Origin of the sequence: Streptomyces sp. NBC_00986 (assembly GCF_045162565.1) — a bacterium.
Classification (GTDB): domain Bacteria; phylum Actinomycetota; class Actinomycetes; order Streptomycetales; family Streptomycetaceae; genus Streptomyces.
Genome location: NZ_CP108733.1, coordinates 5,285,995 through 5,305,383 on the forward strand (window position 1 = coordinate 5,285,995; position 19,389 = coordinate 5,305,383).

Annotated in this window: 15 protein-coding genes; 7 read left to right on the plus strand and 8 right to left on the minus strand. The window is 70.0% G+C overall.

The window, feature by feature from the left end:
* Positions 1–120: 120 nt before the first annotated feature.
* The 5 genes from OG504_RS23250 to OG504_RS23270 form a co-directional block, all read right to left on the minus strand.
* Positions 121–927, minus strand: coding sequence for an HAD family hydrolase (locus OG504_RS23250; RefSeq protein ID WP_405991541.1), 807 nt, complete (start codon positions 925–927; stop codon positions 121–123).
* A gap of 106 nt (positions 928–1,033) precedes the next feature.
* The gene (locus OG504_RS23255; RefSeq protein ID WP_405991542.1) at positions 1,034–2,062 is read right to left on the minus strand and encodes a LacI family DNA-binding transcriptional regulator; all 1,029 of its coding nucleotides are present in this window, start codon (positions 2,060–2,062) and stop codon (positions 1,034–1,036) included.
* Positions 2,063–2,236: 174 nt separating this feature from the next.
* Positions 2,237–3,118, minus strand: a complete 882-nt coding sequence (locus tag OG504_RS23260; RefSeq protein WP_405991543.1) for a carbohydrate ABC transporter permease — start codon at positions 3,116–3,118, stop codon at positions 2,237–2,239.
* On the minus strand, positions 3,115–4,104 hold the full coding sequence (locus OG504_RS23265; protein ID WP_405991544.1) for a carbohydrate ABC transporter permease: 990 nt from the start codon (positions 4,102–4,104) through the stop codon (positions 3,115–3,117). The genes OG504_RS23260 and OG504_RS23265 overlap by 4 nt, the downstream gene beginning before the upstream one ends.
* Positions 4,101–5,435: an ABC transporter substrate-binding protein gene (locus OG504_RS23270; RefSeq protein WP_405991545.1), complete on the minus strand. Its 1,335-nt coding sequence runs from the start codon at positions 5,433–5,435 to the stop codon at positions 4,101–4,103. The genes OG504_RS23265 and OG504_RS23270 overlap by 4 nt, the downstream gene beginning before the upstream one ends.
* Positions 5,436–5,646: 211 nt before the next feature.
* Between OG504_RS23270 and OG504_RS23275 the strand changes: the two genes are divergently transcribed.
* The 4 genes from OG504_RS23275 to OG504_RS23290 all read left to right on the plus strand — a co-directional run bounded on the left by OG504_RS23275 (position 5,647) and on the right by OG504_RS23290 (position 10,698).
* Positions 5,647–7,653: a beta-galactosidase gene (locus OG504_RS23275; protein ID WP_405991546.1), complete on the plus strand. Its 2,007-nt coding sequence runs from the start codon at positions 5,647–5,649 to the stop codon at positions 7,651–7,653.
* 72 nt (positions 7,654–7,725) lie between these two features.
* Positions 7,726–8,883: an arabinogalactan endo-beta-1,4-galactanase gene (locus OG504_RS23280; RefSeq protein WP_405991547.1), complete on the plus strand. Its 1,158-nt coding sequence runs from the start codon at positions 7,726–7,728 to the stop codon at positions 8,881–8,883.
* Between the two features lie 390 nt (positions 8,884–9,273).
* Positions 9,274–10,008, plus strand: coding sequence for a hypothetical protein (locus OG504_RS23285; RefSeq protein WP_405991548.1), 735 nt, complete (start codon positions 9,274–9,276; stop codon positions 10,006–10,008).
* Positions 10,009–10,017: 9 nt separating this feature from the next.
* On the plus strand, positions 10,018–10,698 hold the full coding sequence (locus OG504_RS23290) for a formylglycine-generating enzyme family protein (protein ID WP_405991549.1): 681 nt from the start codon (positions 10,018–10,020) through the stop codon (positions 10,696–10,698).
* 14 nt (positions 10,699–10,712) lie between these two features.
* Here the strand turns inward: OG504_RS23290 and OG504_RS23295 are convergent, their stop codons facing one another.
* Positions 10,713–11,933 carry an NAD(P)-binding domain-containing protein gene (locus OG504_RS23295; RefSeq protein WP_405991550.1) on the minus strand — a complete coding sequence of 407 codons (1,221 nt, stop codon included), beginning with the start codon at positions 11,931–11,933 and terminating at the stop codon, positions 10,713–10,715.
* 92 nt (positions 11,934–12,025) lie between these two features.
* Positions 12,026–13,276, minus strand: coding sequence for an ATP-grasp domain-containing protein (locus OG504_RS23300; protein ID WP_405996408.1), 1,251 nt, complete (start codon positions 13,274–13,276; stop codon positions 12,026–12,028).
* Positions 13,277–13,490: 214 nt separating this feature from the next.
* Between OG504_RS23300 and fahA the strand changes: the two genes are divergently transcribed.
* Together fahA and OG504_RS23310 are read left to right on the plus strand one after the other, a co-directional pair.
* On the plus strand, positions 13,491–14,705 hold the full coding sequence (gene fahA / locus OG504_RS23305) for a fumarylacetoacetase (RefSeq protein ID WP_405991551.1): 1,215 nt from the start codon (positions 13,491–13,493) through the stop codon (positions 14,703–14,705).
* Between the two features lie 306 nt (positions 14,706–15,011).
* Positions 15,012–15,950: a M56 family metallopeptidase gene (locus OG504_RS23310; protein ID WP_405991552.1), complete on the plus strand. Its 939-nt coding sequence runs from the start codon at positions 15,012–15,014 to the stop codon at positions 15,948–15,950.
* A gap of 531 nt (positions 15,951–16,481) precedes the next feature.
* Here the strand turns inward: OG504_RS23310 and recQ are convergent.
* Positions 16,482–18,575, minus strand: coding sequence for a DNA helicase RecQ (gene recQ, locus OG504_RS23315; RefSeq protein ID WP_405991553.1), 2,094 nt, complete (start codon positions 18,573–18,575; stop codon positions 16,482–16,484).
* Between the two features lie 255 nt (positions 18,576–18,830).
* On the opposite strand from recQ, the gene OG504_RS23320 reads away from it, so the two are divergent.
* Positions 18,831–19,379, plus strand: a complete 549-nt coding sequence (locus OG504_RS23320; protein WP_405991554.1) for a hypothetical protein — start codon at positions 18,831–18,833, stop codon at positions 19,377–19,379.
* Positions 19,380–19,389: the final 10 nt, after the last annotated feature.

Consider the following 19,389-nt stretch of genomic DNA (forward strand, 5'->3'; position numbering starts at 1 on the left):
CCACGACTGGTTGTGTTTTGAGTGACACCGCCGTCGTGGCTGGTCGCGCCCGCGCGGCGGAGCCGCAAATAGACACAGCCCCGCGCCCCTGAATGCGCCCCTTCGGGGCCATTCAGAATCTCAGCTGAAGAGTCTTTCAAGTACCAGCGCGATGCCGTCGTCCTCGTTCGACGACGTCACCTCGTCGGCCACCGCCTTGAGTTCGGGGTGGGCGTTGGCCATCGCGACGCCGTGGGCTGCCCAGTCGAACATCGGGATGTCGTTCGGCATGTCGCCGAAGGCGATGGTCTCGGACGGGGTCAGGCCCAAGTGGCGGGCGGCGAGAGCCAGTCCCGTTGCCTTGGTGATGCCGAGTGGCTGGAGTTCGACGGTGCCGGGGCCCGACATGGTGACCGAGGCCAGGGAACCGACCACCGAGCGCGCCGTGGACGCCAACTCGTCGTCCTCCAGGGCGGGGTGACGGAGCAACACCTTGCTGATGGGTTCGCACCAGAGGTCGTCCCGCTTGCCCACCCGTACCGCGGGGAGCGTGGGGTGCGGCATCAGGTAGCCGGGCTCGATCAGCGTCAGGCCGTCCACGCCGTCCTGGTCCACCGCCGCGTACACCTGGCCCACTTCCGCCTCGATCTTGCCGAGCGCGGTCTCCGCCAACTCCCGGTCCAGGGTGACCGACCAGAGCAGACGGTCCGCGCCGGCGTCGTACAACTGCGCGCCCTGTCCGCACACCGCGAGCCCTCTGGAGCCGAGGTCTTCGAGCAACGGGCGCACCCTCGGGGCCGGCCTGCCGGTGACGACGAGGTGCCGGGCGCCGGCCGCCGTCACCCTCGCGAGTGCGATGCGGGACCGGTCGGAGAGTGTGTCGTCGCCGCGCAGCAGCGTCCCGTCCAGGTCGGTGGCGATCAGTGCATATGCGAGGGGTGCGGCCATGATCAGAGAATACGGATGGAACGCCCCACCGACTCGACACGAACCGGACGGCTGCTGCCTTCACATGCGTTGACCCGTGTTCCGGTTGGTTTGACAATTACGACCGTTATGCCGACTCCCGTACCACCAGTTCCGTAGGCAGAATCACGCCCGCCGTGTCCTCCCCGGCGATCTGGGCCAACAGCATGCGGACCATCTCGGCGCTGATGCGGTCGTAGGGCTGTCGCATGGTCGTCAGGGCCGGGGTGATGGACGTGGCCGCCGCCGAGTCGTCGAAGCCTCCGACAGCGATGTCATCCGGGACCGAACGGCCGGACTGCTGAAGGGTGTTGACCACGCCGAGGGCCATGAGGTCCGAGGCTACGAAGACCGCGTCTATGTCGGGGGCCTGGGACAGGAGGCGCCTCGCCGCTTCCTCGCCTCCCGTGCGGCGGTAGTCGCCCTCCACTACGAGGGTCGGGTCGTGGGGCAGGCCTGCCTCCGTGAGGACGTCTCGGTAGCCGGCCAGGCGGTCGGGGCCGCCCGGTGCGTCGAGTGGGCCTGTGACCATGCCGATGCGGCGGCGGCCTCGCGCGATGAGGTGGCGGACCATCTCCTGGGCGCCGTCGCGGTCGGCGGCGGCGACGTAGCTGTATTTGGAGGCGGCGCCGAGCGGTTTGCCGCAGGCCACCAACGGGATGCCCGCGTCCCGGAGTTCGGCCGCCACCGGGTCGCCGCTGTGGTTGGAGACGAGGAGTACGCCGTCCACGTGGCCCGAGGTGATGTACCGGGTCAGGCGGCGGCGTTCGTCCTTCGACGAGGCCAGCATCAGCAGGAGTGGGATGTCGTGGCGGGCCAGGTGTTCGGTGCAACCCCGCAGCAGGACATTGAAGTTGGGGTCCTCGAAGAACTTCTCCTGCGGCTCGGTGAGGAGGAACGCCACCGAGTCCGACCGTCCGGTGCTCAGGGAACGGGCGTGCCGGTTGACGACGTAGCCCGTCTTCCTGATCGCCGTCTCCACCGCGGTGCGCGCGGCGGGCGAGACGTAGTGGCCACCGTTCAGGAACCGGGAGACGGTCCCCCGGGAGACCCCTGCCTCCCGGGCCACGTCGTGGATGGTGGGCGGTTTACGGCGTCCGTTCGAGCTGGTGGTCATGTTCCTCGTTCGTGGTGGGGGGCGTCGGCTGTGGGGGGCCGCCCGGTTCCTGGGCAGGTCGTGCGAAGTCAGCAGCGGTGAGCAGCGCCCCAAAGGGGCGCGGGGAACGGCGCGACCAGCCACGACGGTGCCGCGGACGAGCATCGGCCCATCACCGCGCCCCCAGCGGAGCGCTCACGCCTTGACCGATCCGCTCAGCAGGTCCAGGGACCAGAACCGCTGGATCACCAGGAACAGTGCGATCAGCGGCAGGATCGCGAGGAAGCAGCCCATGATGACCAGGGTGTAGAGCGCCGGTTGGGAGGCGCCCTGGTTGAGCAGGGTGTAAAGGCCCAGTGTGATCGGGAACTTGGTGTCGTCCGCGAGCATCACGAACGGCAGCAGGAAGTTGTTCCAGATGCCGACGAACTGGAACAGGAACACCGTGATGAGGCCCGGCATCATCATCGGCACCGCGATCCGCGAGAAGATCCGCCACTCGCTCGCGCCGTCCATGCGAGCGGCTTCGAGGAGTTCGTTGGGGACGGACGCGGCCGCGTAGATACGGACGAGGTAGACGCCGTAGGGAGAGAGGACCGACGGCAGCAGCATCGACCAGTACGAGTCGGCCAGGCCCATCTTCGACAGGAGGAGGTACTGGGGGACGGTCAGCACGATGCTGGGTACGAGGACGCCGGCCAGCATCAGCTTGAAGACGAACTCCCGTCCCCTGAAGGCGAATCGGCCCAGTGCGTAGCCGCCGGCTGCCGAGACCGCGGCGGAGAGCAGGGCGCCGCCGCCCGCGTAGAAGAGGGAGTTGAGCATCCACTGCCAGAAGATGCCGTCCCGGTAGGAGCTCAGGTCCTTGAAGTTGTCGACGAAGCCGGTGCCGGGGGCGAAGGTGAACGTGGAGAACAGTTCACCGCGGCCCTTGCTCGCCGCGATGACCACCCAGATGACGGGGATCAGGCAGTACAGCGAGCCGAGGATCAGGACGAGGGTGGGCACCCAAGCCGTGCGCTTCGCCTTCGCGGCGCCCGGGCGGGCGTCGGTGGCGGTGAGGGTGAGGGGGGTCATGCCCGGTCCTCCCGGGTGTAGCGGTCGGAGACGCGCAGCAGCGTGAAGGAGAGCGCGAAGGTCGCCAGGGCCAGCACCACGGCGGTGGCGGAGGCGCCGTAGATGTCCGACCTGAGGAAGGCGGAGTCGTAGATGGCCATCAGCGGACTCCAGGAACTGGAGAGGCCGTTGGTCAGCGGCTTGAGGGCCATGGGCTCGGTGAAGACCTGGAGCGTGGCGATGACCGAGAAGAAGAACGTGAGCACGAGGGACGGCATCACGATCGGGATCTTGATCCGCAGGGCGATCTTCAGGTCGGACGCTCCGTCGATGCGGGCGGCCTCGTAGATCTCCTGCGGGATCGAGCGCAGGGCGGTGTAGATGACGATCATGTTGAAGCCCGTGCCGCCCCACACCGCGATGTTCGCGAAGGAGAGGTACAGGTTGCCACCGTCGAACAGGTCGGGCTGCGGCAGGTTGAACTCGCGCAGGATGTAGTAGAAGGGGCTGACCGTCGGCAGGTACAGGAAGCCCCACATCAGGGCGGCGATGATGCCGGGGACCGCGTACGGCAGGAAGATCGCGAGGCGCGCGAACTTGGCGCTGCGTGCCTGCGGGGTGTCCAGCATCAGCGCGAAGACCAGCGCCAGACCGAGCATCGTGGGGATGACGATCAGGCCGTAGCCGAAGGCGCGCAGGACGCTGTGGCCGAACTCGGAGTCCTCGAACACGGCGGTGTAGTTGCCGATGCCGTTCCAGACCTGCTGACGGGCGTCCTTGCCGAGGCCGATGCCCTTGACCTGGACCTTGTGGAGGCTGAGCCACACCGCGTACCCGATCGGTACGACGGTGAAGGCGACGAACAGGAGCACGGCCGGTACGAGGAACCAGTACGGCGCGCTGCGGCCACGGCGACGGAGGCGGCGGGGGCGGACGGGTGTGACGGTGCCGTCCGCCAAGGGCCCGGCCGCGAGCCGGTCGGAGCCCTTGAGCGGAGTGCTGGTCATGCCTCGGTCACCTTGAAGCCCTGCTTCTTCATGTCGGTGAAGGTCGACGACTGCATGGTCGCGAGCGCTGTGTCGAACTGCGCCGCCTTCTTCGCCTTGGTGGCCTTGCCGAACGCGTCGCTGAAGGTGTCGTAGGCGACCTGGACGTTCGGGCCCCAGGCGGAGGCGGCCGTGGTGGCGGCGATCTTGGCGGCCGTGTCGTAGAAGTCGGTCTGGTTCGAGAAGAACTCCGGGGTGGTGAGCACCGAGCCGGACTGGCCCTTGGTGGCCGCCGGGTAGATGGAGACCTCCTTGACCAGGGCGGCGAGCGCCTCCGGGTCGGTGTTCAGCCAGGTCGCGAACTTGGCCGCGGCCTCGGCGTGCTTGGAGTCGGTGGAGACGCCGGTGGAGGAGCCGCCCCAGCTGCCGGTGACGTCCTCGCCCGCGCTCCACTGCGGCAGCGGCGCCATGCGCCACTTGCCCTTGGTGTCGGGGGCCGAGCTGACTAGCACACCGGGCGCCCACACGGCGGAGACCCAGGCGATGTTGGTGCCCTTGTTCAGCGCGTTGTTCCAAGCCGGCGTGTACATCGGCTGGTTGTCGATCACGCCCTCCTGGACGAGACCGCCCCAGAAGTCGGTGACCTTCTTGGTCGCCGCGTCGTCGATGCCGACGGTCCACTTGCCGCCGCTCTCCACGGTCCACCACTTGGCACCGGCCTGCTGCGCCAACCCCGCGAACAATCCGGGGTCGTTGGAGGAGAACGTCGTCAAGTAGGCGTTCGGGAGTGCCTTCTTGGCGGCGCGGGCGGTCTTGGCGAAGTCGTCCCAGGTGGCGGGGACCGTCAGGTTGTGCTGCTTGAACAGGTCCTCGCGGTAGAAGAACATCAGCGGCCCGGAGTCCTGCGGTATGGCGTACACCGCGTCCGTGCCGAGCGTGACCATGCCCCAAAGGCCCTCGGCGAACTGGGACTTGGCGGACTTCGCGTACTTCGAGATGTCCGCGAGGACGTCGTTCGAGACCAGCGTCGGCAGCGACTGGTACTCGACCTGGATCAGGTCGGGGGCGTTGCCCGCCTTCTTCGCGGTGATCAGCTTGGAGACGATGTCCTTGCCCGCGGCCTGCTTGGAGACGGTGACCGTGATGTCCGGGTTCTTCTTGTTCCAGATCGCGGCGACCTTCTCCATGTTCGGCGCCCAGGCCCAGTAGGTCAGCTTGACCGGCCCGCTGCTCTTGCCGGAGTCGTCGTCGGAACCGCCACAGGCGGCGAGGGTGCCCGTGAGGCCTACGGCTGCCGCCCCGGCAAGAATGCTGCGCCTGCTGAACTGGTGGCGGTGGATCGACATCTTCATCTCCCCTGACTGAGTGCGAGCCGGCCTCGGATGTGTCCCACCTGCTCCGCACGGCTCTGTGACCGTGCACAGTAGAGAATTGTTTCGGACCCTTGTCAATGGATGAACCGTGGGGTTACCTACTTGTTGCTGACGGATGGACGCCGCAACCATCCGTGTGCACGATCACAGAAACAGCTCACTTTCTCCTCCGATCCCCGGGAGTGAACCCATGCCGTCCCCCGCCCCGCACGACCGTCTGCCGCTCGCCTTCGGAGGTGACTACAACCCCGAGCAGTGGCCGCAGGAGGTCTGGGAGGAGGACGTACGGCTGATGCGGGAGGCCGGTGTCACGGCGGTCTCCCTCGGCGTCTTCTCCTGGGCCCGGCTGGAGCCGCGTCCCGGTGAGTACGACTGGGAGTGGCTCGACACGGTCGTCGAGTTGCTGCACACGGCCGGCATCGCCGTGAACCTCGGCACGCCGACTGTCGTACCGCCGGCGTGGTTCTACCGCGCGCACCCTTCCTCGTTGCCCGTGACGCGCGAGGGAGTCCGCTTGGCCTTCGGCTCGCGGGGCGCGATCTGCCACTCCAACGCCGAGTACCGGGCGGCGGCGGCCACGATCACGACGGCGCTCGCCGAGCGCTACGGCAGCCACCCGGCCGTGGTCCTGTGGCACGTCCACAACGAGTACGGCGCCCCGGTGCTCGCCTGCTACTGCGATGTGTGCGCGGCGGCCTTCCGGGACTGGCTGCGCGAGCGCTACGACACCCTCGATGCCCTCAACCACGCCTGGGGAACGGCGTTCTGGGGTCAGCAGTACGGCGACTGGGAGGAGATCACTCCGCCCCGGGCGACCCCGTCCGTATGCAATCCCACCCAGCAACTCGACTACCGGCGCTTCGCCGACGCGCAGGCCCGCGCCAACTTCGTCGCCGAGCGGGACATCCTGCACCGCCTCTCCCCCGGCGTCCCCGTCACCACCAACTTCATGGTCGCCCCGAGCCAGGGCCCGGGCGTCGACTACTGGGCCTGGGCGAAGGAGGTCGACCTCGTCACCAACGACCACTACCTGATGACGGACGGCCGCCGTACGCACGTGAACCTGGCGCTGGCCGCGGACTTGACGCGTTCGGTGGCGGGCGGTGGTCCGTGGCTGTTGCTGGAGCACGCCACGTCGGGGGTCAACTGGCAGCCGTACAACCCCGCGAAGCGTCCTGGTGAGATGGCGCGGAACTCACTCGGGCATGTGGCGCGGGGCTCCGAGGGCGCGATGTTCTTCCAGTGGCGGCAGTCGCAGTCGGGCGCGGAGAAGTTCCACACCGCGATGCTGGCTAACTCCGGTACGGACAACCGGGGTTGGCGTGAGGTGACGGAACTCGGGCGCCGGGTCGGGGAGTTGAGCCGGGCCGGTCTGCGGGGTACGCGGACCCGGGGTGACGTGGCGATGGTGTGGTCCTGGGACTCCTGGTGGGCGCAGAGCCTGGAGTGGCGGCCGAGCCAGGATCTGGACGCGCGGGAACGGTTGGATTCGTTCTACGAGGCCCTGTACGACCGGCACTTGACGGTGGACTTCGTGCCGCCGACGGGGCTCGGCGACCTGGACCCGGAGCGGTATCCGCTGCTGGTGGTACCGCAGTTGTACGCGGCGCCGGTCGGGGTGGGGGCGGAGCTGGAGCGGTACGTCTCGCGGGGCGGAACCCTGCTGGTCTCCTTCTTCTCCGGGATCGTCGACGAGAACGACACGTTGCATCCGGGCGCGTATCCGGGGGCGTTGCGGGACGTACTCGGGCTGACTGTCGAGGAGTTCGATCCGTTGCTGCCGGGCGAGGTGGTGTCCGTTCGGGGAGCGGATGGTTCGTCGTACGAGGCGGATCTGTGGTCTGAGGTCGTGGTTCCGGGGGCCGGTTGCGAGACGGTCGCGGTCTTCGCGGACGGGCGTACGGCGGGAGGGGCGGCACTGACGCGGCATGCGGTGGGGTCGGGGGCCGCGTGGTACCTGGCGACGCGGCTGACGGGGGCCGACCTGGCCGCCGTCGTCGACCTCGCCCTCGCGGACGCGGGGATCACGCCGGTCGATCTTCCCCGCGATGTCGAACTCGTCGTACGGGAGGGCGAGTCGGGGACGTTTCGCTTCGCGGTGAACCACACCGGGGGCGAGGTGAAGGTGGTGCTGCCGGACGGGAGTCGGGCGGCGGTGCCGGCGGGCGGGGTGGAGGTTTTCCGGGACCCGCGCTGACTTCCGCTCGGCTCGATTGGGCTGAGCTCAACTTGCTTGATTCTTTGGTGACTTGCTGAAGGGAACTTCGTGATGCGCAGACGCAGTGTTCTTACGGCGGCGGGGGCGGCGGCACTCGCGGTACCGGTGTTGGCGGCGGCGCCGGCGGTGGCGAGTACTGGGGGTGGATCGGACCGGCGCCGATTGGAGATCCGGGGGATGGACATCTCGTCGCTCCCCAAGGACGAGGCGTACGGGGCGATTTACCGCCGTGCGGACGGGCGCCGGGACGACCCGATCCGCATCCTGGCCGACGCGGGCGTGACGCACGCGCGCCTCAAGGTCTGGGTGAACCCGGCCGACGGTTACAACAACAAGAAGCACATCCTGCCGTTGGCGAAGAGGTTGCGCCGGGCGGGGATCGGCATCTGGGTCGACTTCCACTATTCCGACACGTGGGCGGACCCGTCCCACCAGACCAAGCCGGCGGCCTGGGCGGACCTGGATGTGGCAGGCCTGACGAGGGCGGTCTACGACCACACCGCCGACGTGTTGGGCGCGTTGCGCCGCCAAGGCACCCCGGCGGACCTGGTCCAGATCGGCAACGAGATCAACGGCGGGCTGCTCTGGCCGACCGGCAAGAACTGGGGTGACGACGGCGGGGGTTGGGGCAACCTGACGACGTTCTTGAAGGCAGGCCTGAACGCCGCCCGCGACACGACCCCGCGCATCCGCACGATGCTCCACATCGCCTCCGGCGGCGACAACGGCACGTCACGCTGGTGGTACGACAATGTGGTCGCCGACGGCGTCGACTTCGACATCATCGCCCAGTCGTACTACCCGTTCTGGCACGGCGCCCCGGAGGCCGCGGCGGCCAACTTGGCGGATCTGGCGGCCCGTTACGACAAGCCCGTGCTGATCGCGGAGACGGCGTACCCGTTCACGCTGCAGAGCGAGGACGCGACGAACGACATCATGTACGACCCCTCGCAGCTGACGGAGGGCTATCCAGCGACCCCGGCCGGCCAGTCGGCATGGCTGCGCACAGTGGCCGACCTGATGGCGAACATCCCCGGCAACAAGGGCCTGGGCTACTGCTATTGGGAGGGCGTGTGGACGTACCGGGCCGGTGACGGCTGGGACCCGACCGACCCGACGTCCGGCAACGCGTGGGAGAACCTGGCGTTGTTCGACTTCCAGGACAGGGCGCTGCCGGGGTTGAGGACGTTGGGCGGCTACCGGTCGTAGTGCCGCGGCACGGTCGTACGGCTGAGGGCGCGGGATGAGTGTCGAGAACGAGCGGGAGCAGGAGCTCAACAGCGAGGCGGCTCAGGGCTGAACAGGCTGGCCGGGAGGCCGGGGCGGGGCGGGGCGGATCATAGTGCGTGTGGGCGAGCGTGTCGTTCGCACGGTGCACGGTGTCGGGTTCGGGCGGCGCGACGTCACCGCCCCACTGGAACAGCCACAGGGTGCCACTCGTGCTGCAGATGCTCACGTCCACCACGGTCTCCCGCTCCTGGCCCGGGCCCGGCAACGGTGGTTCGTCCGCGCGGTGTCGGGTGGTCAGGCGTATCCACCGGCTCGTGCCCTGCCTCACTGACAGCGCGTGGCGAAGGCCTGGGCATGCATCATCGAGGCATGTTCACCCCCGAACAACGCGACCGCACCCGCGCCCGACTCCTCGCCCGCGCCGAGGCCGACGACTCGATCACCGGCTTCGCCTACACCGGCTCGCATGCCACGGGTACCGGTGACCGCTGGTCGGACACGGACATCGTGATGGGTGTCCGCGGCGAGGTCGACGTGACGGTGGCCCGGTGGACCGACTGGATCCAGGGCGAGTTCGACCCCCGGCACCACTGGGACCTGCCGGTGCGGGGTGCGAGCGTCGTCCGGTTGTTCCTGCTGCCCGGGTGGGTGGAACTGGACATCACCTTCACGCCGGAGGACGAGTTCGGCCCCCGGGGCCCACAGTGGCGAACCGTGTTCGGCCAGGACCAGCCGGTCGAGGCGTTCGCGCCGCCCGACGCCGACATGCTCGCCGGACTCGTCTGGCATCACGCACTGCACACCCGTAACTGCCTTGTACGCGGCCGGACTTGGCAGGCCGAGCACTGGATCAGCGCCCTGCGCGACCATGTGATCACCCTGGCCTGTCTGCGTCTGGGCCTGCCCACGGCCGACACGAAGGGCGCCCATCTGCTGCCCGAGGAGTTCACGGCCCCACTGGAGTCCACCCCGGTCCGCTCCCTCACGGAACCGGAACTCCGCCGTGCGCTGACCGCGACGATCACGGTCGCGACAGCGGAACTCGACCACTCCGACCGCGAACTCGCGACCCGCCTGAGGCCGATGTTCACGGAACTGACGTAAGGCATGGCCATGGACACGCCCCCGCACATCGACCTCGTCTCCATCCCGCCCGGCCAGGTCTCCCTCACCGACCGCCGTACGCAACGGAGTTGGACGGTCGACCTCGCCCCCTTCCACCTCGGCACGCTCCCCGTCACCCAGGAGCAGTACGCCCAGGTCACCGGCGAACGCCCCAGCACCGCACAGGGCAACGACCGCCTCCCCGTGGAGACCGTGTCATGGCGGGACGCGGTCCTCTTCTGCAGCTCCCTCTCCCAGCAAGAGGAGTTGACCCCGGCGTACGACTTCGACGCCAACGGCGAGGCCGTCGTGCGGGAGGACCCCTCCGCCGACGGCTACCGCCTCCCCACCGAAGCCGAGTGGGAGTACGCGTGCCGGGCCGGGACGAGCGGCCCGCGCTACGGACCGCTCGACGACATCGCCTGGCACCGAGGCAACTCCGACGAGCGCCCCCACGAACCGGGCGCCCGACTCCCCAACCCCTGGGGCCTGCACGACATGCTCGGCAACGTGTGGGAGTGGTGCTGGGACCTCTACGACCCCGAGGTCTACGGCACCTACCGGGTACTGCGCGGCGGCGGTTGGTTCGACGAGCACTGGAGCTGCCGCGCCTCCGTACGCCGCCGAAGCCACCCGACCTTCCGAGTGGACGACGTCGGCTTCCGCGTCGCCCGCTCCATCACGAGCTGAGCCCCGGTCGCCAACTACCCGTGCGCGGCGGCCAGATGCTTCGCCAACCGCGGCGACGCGAACTCCGTCCCGCACACGAACCGCATCACCGGCCCGTACGACGACGCCGACGGCAGCCCTGTGAAGTAGACCCCCGGCACGGACGACACATACCCGGCACCAAGCTTCGGCGTACCCCGGCTCACCGCCAGCTGGGTGCGCAGCTCGTGCCCGAGGAAGTCCATCGCCGCGATGTCGACCCGGTACCCCGTCGCGGCTATGACGTGGTCGGCGGTGAGTTGCTGCGTGCCTCCGCCCGGCGTCGTGACGGTGAGTACCGGGCCGCCGTTCGCCGCGCTCGCGCCGCCGTCCGCCTCCGCCCGTACGATCCGCTCGACCTCGCTGACCTGCACCTTCCCCTCGAACCGCTCGCGCAGCCACCATGCACCGAGCGGCCCGAGCACCCGGCGGACCAGGTAGTGCCGGGTCTGCTCGGGGAGGTAGCGGTACGGCTGGGGGTAGTAACTCAGCGCCCACAGCGACCATGCCCGCCCGAACGGCGACTCGGGGCGCAGCTTCGGCTGCTTCCACGGAGGTGCGCCGAAGGCGACCCGGCCGTGCCCGCGCGAGACGATCCGCACGTTCGCGCCCGCCTCCGCCGCCAACGCGGCCGTCTCCAGGGCGGATTGACCGGCGCCGACGACGATCAGCTCCTTGCCCTTGAACGCGCTCAGGTCGTGGTGCTGCGAACTGTGCGAGACGGGAGCGGTGGGCGCGGGCCCGTCGACCGCCGCGGCGGCCAGCTCCGGCGGGAGGTGGGCGAGCCCGTACAGGCCGGTCGCGACCACGACCGCCCTCGCCGTGAACAACTCTCCCGAGTCCAGCTTGAGTTCGAAGCCGCCGCCCGTCTTCCGGTCGACGGAGACGACCCGCACCCGCTCCAGTTCGGGCACCAGCTTCTGCTGGAACCACTCGCCATAGGCGATGAAGGTCTCCACGGGGATGATGTCCTCGTCGGTGACCAGGCGGGGGATGCCGGCCGCGTCGCAGTAGTCGACGAGGTTGTGGCCGGGCTGCGGGGCGTCGAGGCTGGAGGCGGCGGGGGTCGACTTCAGGAGCATCCCGGCGGGCATGTGGTCACGCCAGCTGACCATGGGCTCGCCGAAGACACGGACCGGAATGCCGCGTGCCCGCAGATGCGCGGCGGTGGACAGGCCGAACGGCCCGGCGCCGATGACTGCTACCGGTTGAATCACGAAGTCCCTCCCCAGGACGTCTATTCGTCACTTCGTGCCAGGGCCGCTGCTCGAACTCGCGTGCCCCTTGCGCTACTTGTTCGCTGCTGGAGTTACTGCTTGCCGCTACTGGTGCTGCTGCCGCGCCGGTTGGTGCGCCACAGCTGATACAGGTGCTTCGCGCCCGGCCGCACGAAGCGGGCCAGCATCGTGAAGAACGGCCGCAGGTCGTCACCCGCGAGCCAGGCCAGCTCCGTCCCGCTCGCCCGCGCCGGTGCGTGCGGCGTCGTATAGCCGCTGCGGCGGTAGGCGAGGAGGGCGGGCAGGTCGATGTTCTCCACGATGTACCGGTGACCGGCGCGCTGTTCCCCCTCCGGGACGGTGCGGCCGGTCAGGTCGAGGTGCATGGCGCGGACGACGTCCACCCCCGACTCGTTCTCGAAGAGCCGGAACTGGGCGCCCATGCGGGGGTTGAAGTCGAGCAGTTTGTACTGGCCGTCGCGCCGGTCGAAGCGCAGGTCGAGGTCGATGACTCCGGTGAAGCCGATCTGTTTGATGAAACGTGCGGCGATGTCCGTGAGTTCCGGATTGTCGACCACGTACGCGTTCGCCGTCATGCCCGCGTGCGGCGGCCAGGAGCGCACCTTCACGCCGGTGAACAGGGCCAGCGGGGTCGAGTCCTGGTCGAAGCAGGCGTGCACGATCCAGTCCTCGGCCTCCTCCCTCGGCAGGTACTCCTGGAGGATCACCCCGGGGTGCTCGCCCCAGTCCCGCGCGAGCGTGAGCAGCCCCTCGCGGGTCGCGATCTTCGTCGTGCCGTTCACCGCCGGCCGGGAGCGCCGTACGAACGCCTCCCTGTTCTTGGCGACCAGCGGGAAGCGGGCCTTCTCGGCGAACTCGACGATGTCGTCGTACGACTGCGGGAAGGCCGCCGCGGGGCTGGGGATGCCGTGCTCCACGCAGAGTTCGTGCAGACCCTGTTTGCTCGCGAGCCGACGCGGCAACTTCGGTTCCACACGCGGGAAGAGGAAGCGGGAGCCGAGCGTGTCCTGGTGCTCGGCGATCAGGACCGCGGCCTCCTCGTCGGTCGGGATGAGGACGGTGGGCCGGCCGATGCGGCGCCCGATGCGCAGCAGGCCCTCCACCAGTCGCCCGGGCTCCTCCGTGCCGGTCGTCGGCCACACGAACGCGCGTTCCAGATAACGGGACGCGGCCGCCGGCGTGTAACGGTCCTCCGTGATCGCATACATCGGCACGCCGAGGCGCCCCAGACTCCGGATCGCACCCACCCCGCCGTGATGCAGCGGATAGTCGCCGAACTTCACGATCAGGCCCGGCACTTCGCGGTCGGCCTCGAAAGGCACGCTGAAGCGCTTGGCCACGGGTCCCCCCACGTGTCCCCCCTACGGACCGGACCCACCCCGTCCGTGTCCCCCAAAGGACGCTAAGCCGGAATTGCCTCTTCCGACAAGACCTATCCGGACATTGCGAACTCTTTAGACACTGCCGGTTCGCGCAACTCACCCGTAACGTGTGGCGCGGCCACATGCGAGTACGTACGAGAGTGAGGCAGCACCCATGCCCCCCTTCGATCTTCCCGAGGGCGACCCCTTCGGCCCGCACAACCTTCCCTACGGCGTCTTCTCGCCCGTCGGCTCGGACGAACGGACCGTCGGCGTCCGGCTCGGCGACCGCGTCCTCGACGCGGGCGCGGCGGCGGAGGCGCTCGGCTCGCCGTACGTCTCCCTCCTGGCGCACCCGACCCTCGACCCGCTGCTCGCGGCGGGCCACACGGCCTGGTCGGACGTCCGCCGCGCGCTGACCGCGTGGGTGACGGTCCCGTCCCACCAGGACACGATCGCCCCCTACTTCCACCCGCTCTCGTCGGTGACCCTGCACCTGCCCTTCGAGGTCGCGGACTACGTCGACTTCTACGCCTCGGAGAACCACGCCCGGAACGTCGGCCGCATCTTCCGCCCCGACGCCCCCGACTCGCTGACCCCCAACTGGAAGCACCTGCCGATCGGTTACCACGGCCGCTCCGGCACGGTCGTGGTCTCGGGCACGGATGTCGTACGCCCGTCCGGCCAGCGGAAGTCCCCGTCCGACCCCACGCCGGTCTTCGGCCCGTCGGTCCGCCTGGACATCGAGGCCGAGGTCGGCTTCGTGGTCGGCGCGCCGTCGACGATGGGCAGGCCGGTGCCGCTCGCCGACTTCCGCGAACACGTCTTCGGCCTGTGCCTCCTCAACGACTGGTCGGCACGCGACATCCAGGCCTGGGAGTACGTCCCCCTCGGCCCGTTCCTCGGCAAGTCCTTCGCCACGTCGGTGTCGGCGTGGATCACCCCGCTGGACGCGCTGGAGGAGTCGCGGGTGGCGCCGCCGGAGCGCACGCACGAACTCCTTCCCTACCTGGACGACTCGGCCGAGGAACCCGGCGGCTACGACCTCCGCATCACCGTCGCCATCAACGGCCACACGGTCTCCGAGCCGCCGTTCTCCACCATGTACTGGACGGCCGCCCAGCAACTCGCCCAGATGACCGCCAACGGCGCCTCCCTCCGCACCGGCGACCTCTACGGCTCCGGCACGGTCAGCGGCCCGACGGAACGCGAGCGGGGTTCGCTGCTGGAGCTGACCTGGAACGGCCGCGACGCCCTCGAACTCCCGGACGGCAAGCGGACGTTCCTGGAGGACGGGGATGTCGTGACCCTGTCGGCGTGGGCCCCGGGCGCGGACGGCACGCGCGTGGGCCTGGGCGAGGTCACCGGCCGGATCGTGGCGCGGAGCTGAGGCGACAGGGTCGGCGGAGTTCGGCGAGCGGCTACGGATCGGCCCGGCGGGGTCGGCGGGGTCGGCGGGGTCGGCGGGGTCGGCGGGGTCGGCGGGCGGATCGTGGCGCGGGGTTGAGGCGCGGGGGTCGGCGGGACCGGCGGGTGAGATGAGTCCGGTGGTCTCTGTACACCTGACTCCAGCCGCCCGTGCAGTCATACTGACGGCGGGCGGCACACATGTCGTGGACCCGCCCTCGGGTACAGCCGCACCCGCACCCTCTGTTCCCCCTGTTACTTCCGTCGACCAGGATCCGGAGCCCGTGGCATGACTGTCTGCCTGCTCCTGCTGAGCGTCGTCGCCCTCTCGGCCGCCGTGCCGGCTCCGCGCGCGCTGACCCGGGCCGTGTGGCCCGAACGGGAACCCGTGGTCGGCCTCTGGGTGTGGCAGTGCCTGGTCGCCACGGTCCTGCTGTGCTGCCTGGCCGCCCTGGTCCTGGGCGCGGCCGCCGTCTTCCACACCGTCCGTGATCATGTCTTCGCCCCCGCTCCCCCGGCCGTCGCCGCGGCCTACGACCTCTCCGCTGCCCCCGCCTGGGCGGTCGCCCTCACGCTGTCACTCGCCTGCGGCGCCGCCTGGACCACCGCGATGCTGGCCCGCGAACTCGCCGAGGCCCGCCGCCGCAGAGGCCAAGCCCGCGCCCACCTCCGCGAACGCGCTCCCGACCTGCCGGCGGGCCTGCCCCCGGCGCGCGGCCCCTTGCTCGTCCTGGAGGACGAGTACCCGGACGCCTGGTGGATGCCCGGCCATCCGCCCCAACTCGTGGTCACCACAGGCGCGTTGCACCGCCTCACGGGCCACCAGCTCGACGCGGTCCTCACCCACGAACGCGGTCACGCCCGCGCCCACCACGACTGGCTCCTGCACCTCTCGACCGCACTGGCCTCGGGCTTCCCGCACGTCCCCCTGTTCGCCCACTTCTGCGACCAGACCCACCGCCTGGTCGAGCTGGCCGCCGACGACACGGCCTCCCGCCAATGCGGCCACCTGACAACGGCGTTGGCCCTGATCGAGCTCAACAACCACCGAGGCGTCCTCTCCTGCGCCTCCAGCCACCGCCTCCTCGGCGAACGCGTCAACCGCCTCCTGGACCCCCGCCCCAGACTCGGCCGCCGCAACCGAGCCCTGACGACCACGGTGGCGACCCTGGTCCCGCTGCTCCCCCTGCTGATCGTGTTCGCACCGGGGCTCACGGCACTGGGCTGAGGGCCCAGGTTCACTGTCCTGGGCTGAGGCCCCTGCACCGAGGACCCTGCGCTGACGCACCTGGCCTGAGGGCCCCGGGCCCGAGAACCCGGGCTCACGGTCCCGCGCCGGCGCACCCGAGCCGACGGCACTGGGCAGGTGGCCCCGGGTCAACGACCGCGTGGCGGGCCGCAGTCGGCCGAAGGGGCCGGGCAGACGACGGCGACCCGACAGCAGCGTCCGGCGGCAACAGCGGACACCGCCCCCAACGGCAACGGCAATGGCCCGACCTCACTGGCTGACGGCAACGGCAGACAGCCCCGGCCTGACGGCAGCAGGCTGACGCTCCCGCCCGACGCACTCACCCAACGGGACGGCCCGACCGGGCCTGCCCGAACGCACTGAACCACGGCACCGGCGCTGAGGGGCCTGGCCCGAGGGTCCTGGGCTCACAGCCCTGCGCCAACACCCCCAGCCCGACCGCCCTGGGCTGAGGACCGTACCGGGGACCACCCACACCCCAGTCCCGGTCCCAACGCCCAGTCCCGCCCCCTACATCCAGTCCTCGGGCTCCGGCTCCTCATCCATCTCCGGCCAGTAATCCGCACCGGGGTCAACATCCTTCGCCGCCCGACCCGACGCGGATGCCGACGCCTGTGCCCGCGCCGGTGCCGGTGCCGGCACTTGCACCGCAGCCGGAGCCGGAGCCGGAGTCGGAGCCGGAGTCGGAGTCGGAGCCACGGCCGGCGCCTCACCCAGCCCCGCCAGCACCCCGATCACGCCCTCGCCGTACGTCGCCAGCTTCTTCTCGCCGACGCCGCTGATCTCGCCGAGCTGCGCCACCGAGGTCGGCCAGATCGTCGCGATCTCCCGGAGCGTGGCGTCGTGGAAGATGACGTACGCCGGAACCCCCTGCTCGCGAGCCTGTTCCGCACGCCAGGCGCGCAGGGCCTCGAAGGCGGGCTGAAGCGACTCGGGCAACTCCACCGCCGCGGCCTTGGCCTTGCGCTCGCCCCGGCCCGAGGACGAGGACCCCGAGCGCGAGGAGCCCGCCGGCTTCTTCGGCTCCTTGCGCAGCGGCACTTCCCGCTCGCGCCGCAGCACCGTGCCGCTCGCCTCGGTGAGCACCAGCGTGCCGTACTCCCCCTCGACCGCGAGCAGCCCCTGTGCCAGCAACTGCCGTACGACGCCCCGCCATTCGCCCTCGGCCAGGTCCTGGCCGATGCCGAACACGGACAGCTGGTCGTGGTCGAACTGGATCACCTTGGCCGACCGGCGCCCCATGAGGATGTCGACGATCTGCAGGGCGCCGAACTTCTGGCCCCGCTCCCGCTGCAGCCGTACGACCGTCGACAGCACCTTCTGCGCGGCGACCGTGCCGTCCCAGGTCTCCGGCGGGGTGAGGCAGGTGTCGCAGTTGCCGCAGCCCGCCGCGTCCGGGTCCTGCCCGAAGTAGGCGAGCAGTTGGCCGCGTCGGCACTGCGCGGTCTCGCACAGCGCGAGCATGGCCTCCAGGTGGGAGGCGGCCCGGCGGCGGAACGCCTCGTCGCCCTCGCTGGACTGGATCATCTTGCGCTGTTGTATGACGTCGTTCAGGCCGTACGCCATCCACGCCGTGGACGGCATGCCGTCACGCCCCGCACGACCCGTCTCCTGGTAGTAGCCCTCCACCGACTTGGGCAGGTCGAGGTGGGCGACGAACCGTACGTCCGGCTTGTCGATGCCCATGCCGAAGGCGATGGTCGCGACGACGATCAGCCCGTCCTCGCGCAGGAACCGGGACTGGTGCGCCGCGCGCGTGCCCGAGTCCAGGCCCGCGTGGTACGGCACCGCCTCGATGCCGTTGCGCGAGAGGAACTCGGCGGTCGTGTCGACGGACTTGCGGGACAGGCAGTACACGATGCCCGCGTCGCCCGCGTGCTCCTCGCGCAGGAAGCTCAGCAACTGCTTCTTGGGCTCGGCCTTGGGCACGATCCGGTACTGGATGTTGGGCCGGTCGAAGCTCGCCACGAAGTGCCGGGCGCTCGGCATGTTCAGCCGCTGGGTGATCTCCTTGTGCGTCGCGTCCGTGGCCGTCGCCGTGAGCGCGATCCGCGGGACGTCCGGCCAGCGCTCGCCGAGCACCGAGAGGGAGAGGTAGTCGGGGCGGAAGTCGTGCCCCCAGGACGACACACAGTGCGCCTCGTCGATCGCGAACACCGAGATCTTGCCGCGCGACAGCAGGTCCAGTGTGTTGTCGAGCCGCAGCCGCTCCGGCGCGAGGTAGATCAGGTCCAGCTCGCCCGCGAGGAACTCCGCCTCGACGATGCGCCGCTCGTCGAAGTCCTGCGTCGAGTTCATGAACCCGGCGCGCACCCCGAGCGCCCGCAGCGCGTCCACCTGGTCCTGCATCAGCGCGATCAGCGGCGAGACGACCACTCCCGTACCGGGTCTGACCAGGGACGGGATCTGGTAGCAGAGCGACTTGCCGCCGCCGGTCGGCATGAGGACGACGGCGTCGCCGCCCGCCACCACATGCTCGATGACCTCTTCCTGCTCGCCGCGGAAGCTGTCGTAGCCGAAGACGCGGTGGAGCGTGGCCAGCGCCTCGCTCTCGCCCTGTGCCGCCGGCGTCCGTACTTCGGTCGTCACAACCGTCCCGCCCATCCCGTGCATCGCTCGTCCCCCGTACGTCGTCCCTCGACCACTGCGTCCACGATAGGGCTCCGCGCTGACAGCGTCGGAGTTATCCACAGGCCGGCGGCGGTGACCGGGTGTGGTCAGTCGAATGGCTCCCGTCACATGGCGCGACCATGACCGCCGGAACATGCTGCTCGGGCGGGACCGCGGAGGCCCGCCACGCCCCGAACGGACGGCGCGCCGTGCGTGCGGACGCCTCCCGAAAGTCCAAGGAGCCCCACCATGTCCCCTCGGTCCTCTCGGCCCGTGCAGAGCGCCGTCACGACCGCCCTCGCGGTGGCGACGGCCGCGGCCCTCGCGCTGACCGCCGCCCCGGCCCACGCCGCGACCGACCCCGACCCGTCCGCGTGGACCCAGCTGAGCAGGACGACCCAGGCCATCGCCAAGTACGGGTACGAGGGGTTCGCCGCGGCCGGTGGGTACGCGCGCACCGACACCTGCGTCGCCGACCCGGCCGAGGGCGGCATGGGCTACCACTACGTCAACCCGGCGAACATCGGTTCGGTCGATCCGCAGAAGCCGGCGGCCCTCGTGTACGCGGACGGGTTCACGAACGAGTACACAGGCACGGCCGGCGGCGGCGCGCGCAAGCTGGCCGCGGTGGAGTGGGTCGTGAGGGACTCGGGGCAGGTGGCGCCGACTCTGTTCGGGCAGACCTTCCAGAAGGGCCAGCTCCCCGGCTACTTCACCCTGCACGCCTGGCTCTACAAGCCCAACTCGGCGGGCCTGTTCGCCGCGTGGAACCCCGAGGTCGTCTGCCCGACGGTCTGACCGCACGCAC